At 59.2% G+C, this 13,155-nt stretch carries 16 protein-coding genes; 9 read left to right on the top strand and 7 right to left on the bottom strand.

The features are described 5' to 3' along the window. Window positions 1-13 precede the first annotated feature (13 nt). Entirely contained in the window at window positions 14-409 is a 396-nt protein-coding gene (locus tag ACK6BI_RS25665) for a DUF2177 family protein (protein WP_409319292.1), read from the bottom strand. A gap of 45 nt (window positions 410-454) precedes the next feature. Beyond that, window positions 455-1,291 (bottom strand): S1 RNA-binding domain-containing protein, encoded by an 837-nt coding sequence (locus ACK6BI_RS25660; protein WP_409319291.1) that lies wholly within the window; start codon window positions 1,289-1,291, stop codon window positions 455-457. A gap of 351 nt (window positions 1,292-1,642) precedes the next feature. Between ACK6BI_RS25660 and ACK6BI_RS25655 the strand changes: the two genes are divergently transcribed. From ACK6BI_RS25655 to ACK6BI_RS25645, 3 genes are all read left to right on the top strand, one after another. Further along, entirely contained in the window at window positions 1,643-1,831 is a 189-nt protein-coding gene (locus ACK6BI_RS25655) for a hypothetical protein (RefSeq protein ID WP_409319290.1), read from the top strand. Between the two features lie 207 nt (window positions 1,832-2,038). After that, window positions 2,039-2,755 (top strand): TorF family putative porin, encoded by a 717-nt coding sequence (locus ACK6BI_RS25650; RefSeq protein ID WP_409319289.1) that lies wholly within the window; start codon window positions 2,039-2,041, stop codon window positions 2,753-2,755. A gap of 71 nt (window positions 2,756-2,826) precedes the next feature. After that, complete coding sequence (locus tag ACK6BI_RS25645; RefSeq protein WP_409319288.1) at window positions 2,827-3,696, top strand: DUF6279 family lipoprotein; 870 nt, start codon at window positions 2,827-2,829, stop codon at window positions 3,694-3,696. A 50-nt stretch (window positions 3,697-3,746) separates the two neighbouring features. On the opposite strand, the gene ACK6BI_RS25640 is transcribed toward ACK6BI_RS25645, so the two are convergent. Further along, complete coding sequence (locus ACK6BI_RS25640) at window positions 3,747-4,136, bottom strand: transcriptional regulator (RefSeq protein ID WP_065258451.1); 390 nt, start codon at window positions 4,134-4,136, stop codon at window positions 3,747-3,749. Between the two features lie 177 nt (window positions 4,137-4,313). On the opposite strand from ACK6BI_RS25640, the gene ACK6BI_RS25635 reads away from it, so the two are divergent. The 4 genes from ACK6BI_RS25635 to ACK6BI_RS25620 all read left to right on the top strand — a co-directional run bounded on the left by ACK6BI_RS25635 (window position 4,314) and on the right by ACK6BI_RS25620 (window position 6,817). Continuing rightward, window positions 4,314-5,048, top strand: coding sequence for a DUF899 domain-containing protein (locus ACK6BI_RS25635; protein ID WP_409319287.1), 735 nt, complete (start codon window positions 4,314-4,316; stop codon window positions 5,046-5,048). 80 nt (window positions 5,049-5,128) lie between these two features. Beyond that, window positions 5,129-5,404 carry a hypothetical protein gene (locus ACK6BI_RS25630; protein ID WP_065258449.1) on the top strand — a complete coding sequence of 92 codons (276 nt, stop codon included), beginning with the start codon at window positions 5,129-5,131 and terminating at the stop codon, window positions 5,402-5,404. Window positions 5,405-5,620: 216 nt separating this feature from the next. Beyond that, a complete protein-coding gene (locus tag ACK6BI_RS25625; protein ID WP_409319286.1) occupies window positions 5,621-6,205 on the top strand; it encodes a papain-like cysteine protease family protein in 585 nt (194 codons plus the stop codon). Window positions 6,206-6,217: 12 nt separating this feature from the next. Next, a complete protein-coding gene (locus ACK6BI_RS25620; RefSeq protein ID WP_409319285.1) occupies window positions 6,218-6,817 on the top strand; it encodes a hypothetical protein in 600 nt (199 codons plus the stop codon). Between the two features lie 60 nt (window positions 6,818-6,877). Here the strand turns inward: ACK6BI_RS25620 and ACK6BI_RS25615 are convergent, their stop codons facing one another. After that, the gene (locus ACK6BI_RS25615) at window positions 6,878-8,218 is read right to left on the bottom strand and encodes a DEAD/DEAH box helicase (RefSeq protein ID WP_409319284.1); all 1,341 of its coding nucleotides are present in this window, start codon (window positions 8,216-8,218) and stop codon (window positions 6,878-6,880) included. A gap of 191 nt (window positions 8,219-8,409) precedes the next feature. Between ACK6BI_RS25615 and ACK6BI_RS25610 the strand changes: the two genes are divergently transcribed. Continuing rightward, window positions 8,410-9,708, top strand: coding sequence for a mechanosensitive ion channel family protein (locus ACK6BI_RS25610; protein ID WP_409319283.1), 1,299 nt, complete (start codon window positions 8,410-8,412; stop codon window positions 9,706-9,708). Between the two features lie 61 nt (window positions 9,709-9,769). Here the strand turns inward: ACK6BI_RS25610 and ACK6BI_RS25605 are convergent, their stop codons facing one another. Continuing rightward, on the bottom strand, window positions 9,770-10,414 hold the full coding sequence (locus ACK6BI_RS25605; protein WP_409319282.1) for a hydrolase: 645 nt from the start codon (window positions 10,412-10,414) through the stop codon (window positions 9,770-9,772). Between the two features lie 170 nt (window positions 10,415-10,584). Here ACK6BI_RS25605 and ACK6BI_RS25600 point away from each other — a divergent pair, with 170 nt between their 5' ends. Next, on the top strand, window positions 10,585-11,490 hold the full coding sequence (locus tag ACK6BI_RS25600) for a LysR substrate-binding domain-containing protein (protein WP_409319281.1): 906 nt from the start codon (window positions 10,585-10,587) through the stop codon (window positions 11,488-11,490). Here the strand turns inward: ACK6BI_RS25600 and ACK6BI_RS25595 are convergent. Continuing rightward, window positions 11,435-12,316 (bottom strand): carboxylate/amino acid/amine transporter, encoded by an 882-nt coding sequence (locus tag ACK6BI_RS25595; protein WP_065258442.1) that lies wholly within the window; start codon window positions 12,314-12,316, stop codon window positions 11,435-11,437. The two genes, ACK6BI_RS25600 and ACK6BI_RS25595, sit on opposite strands and share 56 nt — an antisense overlap. Before the next feature lie 212 nt (window positions 12,317-12,528). Beyond that, entirely contained in the window at window positions 12,529-13,128 is a 600-nt protein-coding gene (locus ACK6BI_RS25590; RefSeq protein WP_065258275.1) for an FMN-dependent NADH-azoreductase, read from the bottom strand. Window positions 13,129-13,155: the final 27 nt, after the last annotated feature.

Below are 13,155 nucleotides of genomic sequence, written 5' to 3'. Positions count from 1 at the left end.
GAAATCAACGGACTTATCTGCCATACCGGCGGGTCGCGACGAATCCAACCGTACAGATCACCGCGGTGGCAAACGTCCCCCATGCCCAATCCAGCAACGCCACCTGCACCGACCAGCCGCGCAGCGTCGCCCAATTGGTCAGGTCATAGGTGCCATAAGCGACCAGCCCGAGCAGCGCCCCCATGCGGGCGGCGCGTTGCAAGGTCGTCGCCGGCAGCACCACAAGCGCCACGCAGCCGAAAACGTACAGGCAATAAAAAACCGCTGCCGGGGCCGGCAACGGTTTTTCGAGCATCAGCGACCCGAGCAGTTCGCGATAGGTCGGTGCCATCAATACGCCGAGCCAGACGCCGTCGAGCAGAAGAAACGTCAGCAGCGTAGCGACGTAGGCAATCAGCGATCTTTTCATCTGCCCGACCTCAATTGAGCCCATGCAACATGGGCTACGTCAGGGTCAGGTTAGTTCAATGCGATCGGCATGAATGATGATTTTGCCTTCCTTGTACAACGAACCGATGGCCTTCTTGAAGTTGCCCTTGCTGACACCGAACAGGCTGCTGATCAGCGCCGGGTCGCTCTTGTCGCTGACGGCCAGGGTGCCGTTGCTTTCACGCAACCTGGAGAGGATCTTCGAACTCAGGCTGCTGGCCGCATCCTGCCCCACCGGCTGCAGGCTCAGGCTGATCTTGCCGTCGGCGCGCAATTCCTTGATGAAGCCTTTCTCGCGCATGCCGGAGCGCATGAACTTGAAGATTTCATTCTTGTGAATCAGCCCCCAGTGCTTGTTGTTGATGATCGCCTTGAAACCCATGTCGGTGGCTTCGACCACCAGCAGATCGACTTCCTGGCCCACGCTGTAGTTGGCCGGGGTCTTGTCGAGGTAACGATCCAGACGCGCGGTGGCGGTGATACGGCGGGTGCGCTTGTCGAGATAGGCGTGCACCACGCAATAGTCGCCGGCGGTCAACTGACGTTTTTCTTCCGAGTAAGGCAGCAACAGATCCTTTGGCAGACCCCAGTCGAGGAATACACCGATACTGTTGATTTCAACGACTTTCAAACTGGCAAATTCACCGACCTGAACTTTTGGCTTTTCAGTGGTTGCAATAAGTTTGTCATCACTGTCCAGATAAACGAAAACATTGAGCCAGTCTTCATCTTCGCTGGGAATATCTTTGGGAATATAACGATTGGGCAAAAGAATTTCGCCGTCGGACCCGCCGTCCAGATATAAACCGAAGTTAGTGTGTTTAACCACTTGCAAACTGTTGTAACGCCCGACTAAAGCCATTTCCAATACCCTCATTGCGTGGGCGGCATTCTACCCGGTTTTGCCGGATTCGTCGGGCGCCAGATCCAGGGTTGCCCTGAAATTTGCGCGAAGCCTTGATTTTCCTCGATTTGCCGCTGGACGGACGCCACTCGTCAGACCGAACCGGATGTTTCCAGCCACGCCAGGCTCCTGAAAAGCAGGCCAATTCCGTTCCATGTTATTTATTTAAATCAGCAGGTTAGCGGGATATCCAGACGATGGTTCGAGAGATGCCCTGCCCGCACAACTGCTTATTCCGATGGATATTAACCAAGCGATCAGCAAGTTATTCCTGTACGATGCCTGGCCGAATTACTTTTCTACAGGTTAATGGCCGCCATGCGTGTAAAAACATCCACCAGCAAAGCAAAGCCAGCTCCAGCCGTTGAAACCAGCGAATCGATCAACGATCAGATCGCGGCATTTCTCAAATCCGGCGGCGAGATCCAGCAAATTGCCAAGGGCGTCAGCGGCCAGACATTCGCCCCGTCCAGGCAGATCAGCCTGGGCAAGAAGTAACACCCCGCCTTACACCAGATCCAGGACGCTTTGAGCTTCGAAGCGTCCGGACCGGATCCCTCGCAAGACCTCCCTCGCGTTTAATCAAAACAGCATGAATCGACGAACGGCCCCCGATGCCGAGCATTCGCCGGTATCCTTGCACGCGTCTGGATCAAGCGTTTCAGCAGGTATGTCACCCTGCGCTCGCTGTTCAAGGAGTGACGCATGTTCAAACCGCTCTGTTTATTTATTGCAGGACTGCTGGCAAGCCCGGTCGCACACGCACAGATTTTCCAGCGTGAGCTCGGTGAGTTCGACCTGAAACTCGGCGCCACGCCTAGTCGCAGCATGGCCCAGGGGCTGGTCAAGCCTTCGGCGGTCGGCTCGTTCCACGGAGGCCTCGATCTGAGCCACGACAGCGGCCTTTACGTTGGCCAGTACGCGCCGAGCATGGGACTGACGCCGGGCAAGAATCTTGAAATCGATTCCTACATCGGCTTCAAACAACCTTTCGATCAAACCCTCGGCTACGAAGTCGGGATGATTCATTACAGCTATCCGAAGGTCGACACCCTCGACAGTCAGGAATTCTTCGGTGGCCTGACGTTGCTCGGCAGCCGTTTCGGCATCGCACTGAGCAACGATCCGGATAAACAGAACAACACCCTGTTTGCCAGTCTTGGCGGCAACCCGCCGTTCGGTATCGGGATCAGCATGAAATACACCACCCATCAGCTCAATACGCCGGTATCGGTGGACGGTGGTTATGTCAGCAGTTTTACCGACTGGTCGGTGAAATTTTCCCGGCCGGTCATGGGTATCGATCTGGACCTGATCTACAGCAGTTCAAGCCTGAGCGGCAGCGACTGCTCGGCGTACTCCGGACACAACAGCCAGTGCGACGGGCTGGTCACGCTCAAGGCCGAACGCACGTTCTATTGATTGGCTGAACTGCCGGGAGCATCCTGCGTTCACATAAGAATCAGACGCCAGGCTTTCGCAAGGACTCGCCCATGTCTCGCTGGTTCAAACCCTTCGCCACCCTGCTGGTCTGCCTGCTCACACTCGGCGCCTGCAGCCGGATTGGCCTGGCCTATCGCAATCTCGACGTCATCATTCCATGGACGCTCAGCGACTACCTGGACATGAACGGCGAGCAGAAAGACTGGTTCAATGAGCGCCTCAAGGAACACTTGAACTGGCATTGCACCACCCAGTTGCCGGGTTATCTCGACTGGCTGGATCGCCTGCAGACCATGGTCGAAACCAACCAGGTCACCGACGCTGCATTGCAGGCCCGCACCGTGGAAGCCAAACAGGCGATTGCCGAAACCGCACGGGAAATCACCCCGTCGGCCATCGAGTTATTGCAGGGGCTGGACGACAAACAGGTCGCGGACATGAACGATGCGTTTGCCAAGGACCTGCGCAAACGTCAGCAGGAATATGTGAAGCCGCCACTGGCCCAACAGATCGCCGAGCGTGGCGCCCGCATGGACAAGCGTCTCAACGACTGGCTCGGGCCTTTGAGTGTCACGCAAGAGCAACGGGTGATGGCGTGGTCGACCGCACTCGGCGATCAGAACACCCAATGGATCGCCAACCGTGCGCACTGGCAGCAACAGTTCAGCGCCGCCGTTGCCCAGCGCAAGAGCCCGGAATTCCCACAACGGATCGAGACCCTTCTGGTCTATCGCGAGCGTTTATGGACAGCGGATTACCGCAAGGCCTACGACAATACCGAGGCACAGGCCCGTTCACTGGCGGTGGATCTGATGGCCGAGAGCACGCCGCAGCAGCGTCAGCGCTTGTTGAAGAAGATCGAAGGTGTACGCAAGGACTTCAATGATTTGAAGTGTCTGAAAGCGGCCAGGCGCAATTGAACAGCGAAGATCGTCCGGACCGGATCCGGACGATCGCTCGCTTCGACAACTCAGGCGATCTGCGCCTTGGAGGCCACGGTGTCGAACGTCGCCTCGTCGAGCGCGTCCTCCTGCTCGTCCAGCACCTGGCGCGGGTGGTCATTGCCAGGAATGCTGCTGTCGATCAGGCTCAAGAGGCTCGAGCCGCGCAGGGTCAGACTGAAGTTGTTGCCCGTGCTGCCATCTTCCTCGCGCGGGGTGATGTAACCGCGATCCAGCAGCAGCTTTTCGTAGTCACAGGCCAGGGTTTTCAGGTGATCCAGATTCTCGATGGGCTCGCCCGCTGCCGCCTTGTCAGCCGCGTAATCTTCGGCAAAGGTGCGAGGTGCAAAACTGTGGCCTGCGCCGTTCTGCACTTCGTGCAGCAGGCGTTCGATCAAATCCCAGTTATAAGTCGTCATCCTGATTGAACCTCCGTTGCGCATGAGTTTTTGGCGCGTTCACAGGTTGTGACCGAAGCGCTGCATCGCCGTTCAGGATTATTCGATGGCACGACCGACCGGCGGTCTGTCGATTTCCGGCCGCAGTGAGCGACTAGTCTGAGACAGTCGGTTTCAACCTGCGCAGGAGAAAGCATCATGAACGTTGAGAATCATCCGGTGGTGTCGCGCGAAGAATGGCTCGCCGCCCGCAAGCAGCATCTGGCCGATGAAAAAGCCTTCACCAAAGAACGCGACCGCCTCAGCGCAAAACGCCGTGCCCTGCCTTGGGTGAAGGTCGACAAGGACTATCGCTTCATGGGGCCGGACGGCGAATTGAAACTCGCCGACCTGTTCGGCAAACACAGTCAACTCATCGTCTATCACTTCATGTTCGCCAAGGGTTGGGAGGAAGGCTGTCAGGGCTGTTCCTTCCTCGGCGATCACTTCGACGGCGCCAATCTGCACCTGGCCCATCACGACATCGCGCTGGTGGCGGTATCCCACGCGCCATTCGCCGAATTCCAGACGTTCAAGCGGCGGATGGGCTGGAAGTTCGACTGGGTGTCGTCGGACGGTTCCGATTTCAACTACGACTTTGGCGTTTGTGCCCGTGCTGAAGATGCCGCAGCCGGAAAGGCTACGTATAACTATGAAAAGACCGACAGTGGCGAAGAGGAAATGCCGGGGCTTAGCGTGTTCTATCGCGCCAATAACGGCGAGATATTCCACACCTACTCAACCTACGCCCGAGGCCTGGACATGCTGGTCGGCGCCTACCATTTTCACGACCTCACACCCAAGGGGCGGAACGAGGACGAGATCATGGAGTGGGTACGGCATCATGATCGGTATGACAAGGCAGAAAAATCCAGCTGTTGTCACGGCGACTGAGCCAGCAAAAACACTGAACTTTCCACTGGTCACGGGCTTCAACCGGTTAACCCGCCTTAACCGGAACCGAGGCCCGTCCCATGAAAACCCTGCTCAAACTCACACTCGCCACCACCCTCGCCTGCGCCCTGCCCGTCTGGGCCTGCACGCCCGAAGAAGCCACCGCCAAACGCGAGCAACTGGCCCGGGAAGTGGCGAAGCTCACCGAGCAAAACCCGGCCAAGGCCAAGGAAATCAATGCCGAGCTGCAGAAAATGGATCTGGGCACGGCCTCTGCCGATCTGCCGGACAAATGCCAGTTGATCGACCAGCGCCTGAAGGAGCTGGATTCGGCCGAACATAAGGCCGAGGGCTGACAGTCCGGGGTCTCCCACCTCGAAGGACACACTGAAAAGAGTGTCCTTTCGCCCGCAAAATTGCATTTATGCATTTATTTATTTGCATTAGTGCATATTCAGACCTAGGGTTACCTCGAGCCCGCTCGGAACCCGCCGCAGAAGTGGCACCCCTTGACCGCCGACGGCTCGCAAATCTACGCAAGACATATGTTTTCATTCATGGAGGATTGAAAAATGTTAACCACTGAAACAACACCATTCACCGGCAGCACCCTGCCCGGGTGCCTGACCGGCCATCTGCTCGACGCGCAACTGGTCGAGGTCGAAGCCGCGCCACAGGTCGAGGCCCTGGCGGCCTCAAGCCTCAACTTCGCGATGCAGCAACAGACCCAGACCAACTGGTGCTGGGCCGCGGTTTCCGCTTCGGTCGGCAACTATTACGGCACCGGGTCCTGGACCCAGTGCGGCGTTGCCAGCACCCAGTTGAACCGCAACTGCTGCAGCCAGCCTGGCCCCTGCAACGTCTACGGCTACCTCGATTCAGCCTTGCAAACCACCCGCAGCTACAACGGGATGAATCAGGGTTCGTTGCAGATGTCGGCCATCCAGAACCAGATCAACATGGGCCGGCCTGTCGGTCTGCGTTGTGCCTGGTACGGCGGCGGTGCGCACTTCCTGACGATCTATGGCACCAACGGCAACTACGTGCTGGTCGCGGATTCGATCTACGGCTATTCGACCCGCGCACTGAGCTCGTTCCCCGGTTCCTACAACGGTGGCGGCAACTGGACCCACACTTACTTCACGGCGAAAAACTAGGAGGGCGACATCATGCAACTGACTTATCCAAAGGCGCCTTCCAACGGCGTGCAGACCTTGCGTCCAGTATTGCAAGCGGCGCTGCAAACCCAAGGCTTCGGTATCAACCGCCAGTTCGCCAGTGCCGTACCGGCGAAAATCAGCCTGAGCGAGGCCTATCGCGGCTACTCGCTCAGCCTGGAGGATCTGAGCCAGGGCAAAGGCCTGAAGAACGCCCGGGTTGGCGACTGGCATTACCTGGTATTTGCCGACGGCGTGTCGATCGCCGATGCGCAATTGGCTGAAGTTCGCGGTCATGTCGAGTTCGCTTCGTTGAACCACGGCAACCACGCAGCCGCAACGGTGGATGCATTGAAACTGGCCGAGCAATCGCCGCAGTTGCAGGGCAAGACCGTTGAGCTGCGAGTGCTGTTCGTTTCGGCGCTGCATGTCGTAGCGATCTGGCTGCACGCGGCAAATGAAGATGTGCTGATCCCGATCGAACCGACGCCCAGGGAACTGGCACTGACCGGGTTGTACAGCGAGGCGGCCCTGCTCGCACAGCTCAAACCGAAGGCGGATCAGGCAAAGCAACGTTTTGATGCCGACACCCGTGGACAGCTGGGCAGTTGATAAACGCCGGCAATAAAAAACCCGGACACTGTCCGGGTTTTCTGGGGCGTCTGAAACGGCTTATTCAGCCGCAGGCGCTGCCGGCTTGCGGCGCTTGAGCGGGGCCATGCCGTCACTGCTCACCAGCGAATCCGGCTTCGGACGGTTGGCGCTCTTGCGCTTGTTCGGGGTCTTGGCAACGGCTTTTTTCTTGTCACCCTTGGCATCGGTCTTTTTCTTTTTGGTACCCGCAGCCTTGCCCGAGGCCTTGACCTTCTTCGGTCCGCTGTAGGTGCCTTTGACTTCCTTGATGGTGCGGCGCTCGAAACTCTGCTTGAGGTAGCGCTCGATGCTCGACATCAGGTTCCAGTCGCCGTGGCAGATCAGCGAGATGGCCAGACCATCGTTGCCGGCGCGGCCGGTACGACCGATGCGGTGTACGTATTCGTCGCCGCTGCGCGGCATGTCGAAGTTGATCACCAGATCCAGACCCTCGACGTCCAGACCACGGGCCGCCACGTCGGTGGCCACCAGAATCTTCACGCCGCCCTGCTTCAGACGGTCGATGGCCAGCTTGCGATCCTTCTGGTCTTTCTCGCCGTGCAGCACGAATGCCTTGTATTCCTGGGCGACGAGGCGACCGTAGATGCGGTCGGCCATCACCCGGGTGTTGGTGAAGATGATCGCCTTCTGATAGGTCTCGTTGGCCAGCAGCCAGTTGACGATCTGTTCCTTGTGCTGGTTGTGGTCGGCGGTGATGATCTGCTGACGGGTGGAGTCATTCAGTTGGCTGACCGCGTTGAGTTGCAGGTGCTCAGGGTTCTTCAGCACCTTGGCGATCATCTCGCGCAGACCGGAACCGCCGGTGGTGGCGGAGAACAGCATGGTCTGCTGACGGGTCGGGCATTCGTCCACCAGACGCTGCACGTCTTCGGCGAATCCCATGTCGAGCATGCGGTCGGCTTCGTCGAGTACCAGCACTTCAACCTCTTTCAGGTCGAGATTGCCGGCGTTCAGGTGTTCGATCATCCGGCCCGGCGTGCCGATCAGGATGTCCGGGACCTTGCGCAGCATGGCGGCCTGGACCTTGAAGTCTTCACCACCGGTGATCAGGCCGGACTTGATGAACGTGAACTGCGAAAAGCGTTCGACTTCCTTCAGGGTCTGCTGGGCCAGCTCGCGGGTCGGCAGCAGGATCAGGGTCTTGATGCTGACACGGATCTTGGCCGGGCCGATCAGGCGATTGAGGATCGGCAGGACAAAAGCGGCGGTCTTGCCGCTACCGGTTTGCGCCGTCACCCGCAGGTCACGCCCCTGAAGCGCCAGCGGAATGGCCGCGGCTTGCACAGGCGTTGGCTCGACAAATTTCAGCTCGGCCACGGCTTTGAGCAGGCGTTCGTGCAGGGCGAATTGGGAAAACACGGGTGCTACCTCGAAGATGTGCGAAAAAACAGCTGCATAGGTTACCGGTTTCGAGCGCTCAGGCCGAGTTTCTTTGTGAAATCAGGCGCAATCAGTGGCTTTTTTGTTGCTCGATTTGTCTCCAACGGTAATACACAGCGTCTTAAATGCTCTAATCCCCCGTCGCGTCTTACAGAAGAATCGTCTCTCTCATGGATTTCAAACAGCTCTGGCTCAACGCCCAAGACCTCTGGGGTGCGCTCGATCAGCACCCGCTCCTGCACGCCGGCCTGGCGTTGATTCTGCTGCTGGTGATCGCACTGGTTCTCGGACGAGTGGCGCGTTATCTGATCCTGCATGTCAGTCGCATGCTCGGTCGCCAGCCCGCGCTGCACTGGATCAACGACTTTCGGCATAACAAGGTATTTCAGCGTCTGGCGCAGATGACGCCGTCTCTGGTAATCCAGTTCGGCCTGCACCTGGTGCCGGAGCTGAGCAAGACCGCCATGGTGTTTCTCGGCAACGTCGCGCTGGCGTTCACCATTCTGTTCCTGCTGCTGTCGGTCAGCGCCCTGCTCAATGCGCTACTGGACATCTACGCCCGCACCGAACACGCCCGCACCCGCTCGATCAAGGGTTATGTGCAACTGGCGAAAATGGTCCTGTATGTGTTTGGCGCGATCATCATCGTCGCCACCCTGATCGACCGTTCGCCGCTGTTGCTGCTGTCCGGTCTGGGTGCGATGTCGGCGGTGATCCTGTTGGTCTACAAGGACACCCTGCTGTCGTTCGTCGCCAGCGTGCAACTGACCAGCAACGACATGCTGCGGGTCGGCGACTGGATCGAAATGCCCCAGGTCGGCGCCGACGGCGACGTGGTCGACATCACCCTGCACACGGTCAAGGTGCAGAATTTCGACAAGACCATCGTCTCGATCCCGACCTGGCGCCTGATGTCCGAGTCGTTCAGAAACTGGCGCGGCATGCAGCAGTCCGGCGGGCGGCGGATCAAGCGCAGTCTGTTCATCGACGCCAGCGGCGTGCGTTTCATCCGCGACGATGAAGAAGAGAAACTGTCCCAGGTGCACCTGCTGACCGACTACATGAGTCGCAAGAAAGCCGAGCTCAAGGCCTGGAACGAGGCCCAGGGCAATGTCGCGGCGATGTCGGCCAACCGTCGGCGCATGACCAACATCGGCACCTTCCGCGCGTACGCACTGGCCTACCTGAAGAGCCACCGGGAGATCCAGCCCAACATGACCTGCATGGTGCGCCAGATGCAGACCACGGCCCAGGGCATTCCGTTGGAAATCTACTGCTTTACCACGACCACGGTGTGGGCCGATTACGAACGGATCCAGGGGGATATTTTCGATTACCTGCTGGCGGTGCTGCCGGAGTTCGGATTGAGCCTTTATCAGCAGCCGAGCGGTGGGGATTTGCGCTCGGGGTTGTTGCCGGCGGTGTTGGGTTCGGCGCATATACCCGAAGTTGAGAAACATCTGATGTAGCGCTTTCTTCAGCGCAAAAAAAAGACGCAACCCCGGTTGCGTCTTTTTTTGTCCTGCCGACTTATTTGACCTGCCGCTGCGGTGCCTTGTGGACCATGGTGTAGGCGTAGTCGACGCCCATGCCGTACGCGCCGCTGTGTTCCAGCACCAGGTCCATTACTGCCTGATAAGTGTCTTTGTGCGCCCAGTCACGCTGGTACTCGAGCAGCACTTGCTGCCAGGTCACCGGTACGGCGCCGGCCTGAATCATCCGCTGTACCGACATGTCGTGGGCTTCCTTGCTGGTGCCGCCCGACGCGTCGGTGACGATGTACACCTCGTAGCCTTCGGCCAGGGCTTCCAGCGCCGGGAAGGTCAGGCAGACCTCGGTCCACAGCGCGGCGATGATCAGTTTCTTGCGACCGGTGGCCTTCACAGCGTCAACCAGCGCCTTGTCTTCCCAGGAGTTCATCGAGGTGCGCTCGATCGGCTTCTGCTCCGGGTGCACCGCCAGCAGTTCCGGCCAGATGTAGCCGCTGAAGCTTTCGGTTTCGACCGAGGTGTAGATGGTCGGAACGTTGAAGATCTTCGCCGCCTTGGCCAGGCCCACGGTGTTGTTCTTCAGGGTCTGACGGTCGATCGACTGCACGCCGAACGCCATTTGTGGCTGGTGGTCGATCAGGATCAGGGCGGAGTTGGTCGGGTTCAGCAGTTCACGGTTAGACATGGCGCGTTCCTTTTGATGTCGATTCAGAGTTTCGATTGGGGATTGGGTGAGTCGAGGCGTTTTGCCGTCTTCGGCGTTGTTGTCTCGGCTTGGATGTCACTTTAGGGGCTGGCCGATAAAGGGACAATTCCCTAAAATCGAGAATCATTGATTCTAAAAAAGGGACAATCATGGATCGCATCGAATGCATGCGCGCCTTCGTGGTGACGGTCGGCGAGAACGGCTTCGCAGCCGCCGCCCGGGCCATGGACGTGCCACGGTCGAAAGTCAGCAAACAGATTCAGGCGCTGGAAGAAGCCATCGGCGTGCAACTGCTGCAACGCACCACCCGCAGCCTGCACCTGACCGAGGCCGGAGCGGAGTATTTCGAAGCGGCGCGGGAAGTGATTGCGGCGCTGGACGAGGCCGAACAGCGGGCGCGGGATGGCATTGGCGAATTGCGCGGGGTGTTGCGCGTGAACGCGCCAATGTCGTTCGGCCTGCGGCGCCTGGGCAAGTTGATTCCGCTGTTCCACGAGCAGCACCCGAACATCGAGTTGCAACTGGTACTCAGCGACCAGCAGGTCGATCCGGTGCGCGGCGGGTTCGACGTGACGATCCGCATCGCCAGCCTGCCCGATTCGACCATGATCGCCCGGCAACTGGCGCCGGCGCCGCGCATCATGGTCGCCTCCCCCGCTTACCTCGAACGCGCAGGCACGCCACAGACACCGCAGGACCTGCGCTCGCATCAATGCTTGAACTACGGCTATCTGCAGAGCGGCGTCAGCCTGCAACTGTGCAACGGCAAGGAGACCCAGCGGGTCAACGTGACCGGGCCTCTGCATGCCAACAACGGTGACCTGCTGGCGCAGGCGGCGGAGGCCGGCATGGGCATTGCGCTGCTGCCGGACTTCATCGTCGAAGAAGCGCTGGCGGCCGGGCGACTGGTGCCGGTGCTGTGCGAATGGCAGGCCCCGGCGATCACCATCAACGCGGTGTATTCGTCAGCGCGGCGGGTGCCGCAGAAGACCCGGGCGTTTATCGAGTTTCTGGTGGGGCAACTGGCGCCGCCTTGCCAATCCCCAACCGACTGATCCACACCGCCGCCAGAATCACGCCGCCCCCGAGGAACAAACGCCCCAGTTCCTCATGTTGATTCCAGATCAGCAGGTTCAACACCAGACCCACCGGCACATGCAGGTTGTTCATCACCGCCAGGGTGCCGCCGTTGACCAGGCACGCACCCTTGTTCCACCAGTACAGCCCCAGCGCAGTCGCAACCAGGCCAAGGAACACCAGCACGCCCCATTGCAGCGGCGCTTGCGGCAGAAAATTCGATTTGCCGAACAGCAGAAAAGCCGGCAACGCCACCGCGAGCGCGCCGAGGTAGAAGAAGCCGAAGCGCCGGTAGTGCGGCAGATCGCTCGGGTGCTTCGCCACCAGATGCTTGTACAGCACCTGACCGGCGGCGTAGGTGAAGTTGGCCAGTTGCAGCAACAAAAAGCCCATGAAGAAGTCCGGGTTGATCCGGTCGTAGCGGATGACCGCCGCCCCCGCCACCGCCACCAGTGCGGCGATCAGTGCCCACGGGTTGAAGCGGCGGTTAAGCGCATCTTCGATCAGGGTCACGTGCAACGGCGTGAGGATGGTGAACAGCAGCACTTCCGGCACCGTCAGCACGCGAAAGCTCAAATACAGGCAGACGTAAGTCACACCGAACTGCAGCGCACCGATCAGCAGCATGCCGCGCATGAACGCAGGTTCCACCGAGCGCCAGCGGGTCAGCGGAATGAACACCAGCCCCGCGAGCACCACGCGAACCAGCACCGCGAAGTAGCTGTCGACGTGCCCGGCCAGGTATTCACCGATGAGATTGAAGGAAAACGCCTGGATCAGCGTGACAATAAGTAGATAGCCCATGGTCGCCTCGATTTCGAATGGCGGCGACGATAGCGGTTTTTCCCGGCCATCGCTAAATTCCGGGCAAAAAAAAGCCCGATCTCGCTAAAGCGTTCAATCGGGCTGCAGCACTCAGGAGCAACAAGTGCAAAGGGAGGTTCGATGCGCGTAGAGCGTTGAAGGGGTTGCGCCAGGTCACTAGAACAAGCGGCGATTATCTGGCGATTAACATATCAAGCGACCTGAGCCAGTTTGGCGTTGGCCTGATTCAGGCCTTTCTCCTGGAAGTCACCGCCCAGGTTCATGCCTTCGGCGTGGATGAAGGTCACGTCATGGATGCCGATGAAACCCATCACCTGACGCAGGTACGGTTCCTGATGATCGGCCGGACCGCCGGCATAGATGCCGCCGCGAGCCGTCAGCACATAGGCACGCTTGCCGCTGAGCAAGCCTTGCGGGCCGGTTTCGGTGTATTTGAAGGTGACGCCGGCACGCAGCACATGGTCGAGCCAGGCTTTCAGGGTGCTGGGAATCGCGAAGTTGTACATCGGTGCGGCCATCACCAGCACGTCGGCGGCCAAGAGTTCATCGGTCAGTTCGTTGGAGCGATCCAGCGAGGATTGTTCGTTGGCGTTGCGCTGTTCGGCGGGCTTCATCCAGCCGCCCAGCAGGTTGCTGTCCAGGTGAGGAACAGGATTCACGGCGAGGTCGCGGACGGTGATCTGATCGGTCGGGTGTGCAGCTTTCCATTGACTAATGAACGTCTGGGTCAGTTGACGGGAAACCGAGTCTTGCTGGCGGGCGCTGCTTTCGATGATCAGAACGCGGGACATGGTGTGTAGCCTCCATCCGGGAATGTT

It is taken from the genome of Pseudomonas sp. KCJK9016 (assembly GCF_046231795.1).
GTDB classification, from domain to species: domain Bacteria; phylum Pseudomonadota; class Gammaproteobacteria; order Pseudomonadales; family Pseudomonadaceae; genus Aquipseudomonas; species Aquipseudomonas bananamidigenes.
The sequence above is the reverse complement of the archived record's forward strand: the minus strand, read 5'-3'. Positions and strand labels throughout refer to the sequence as shown.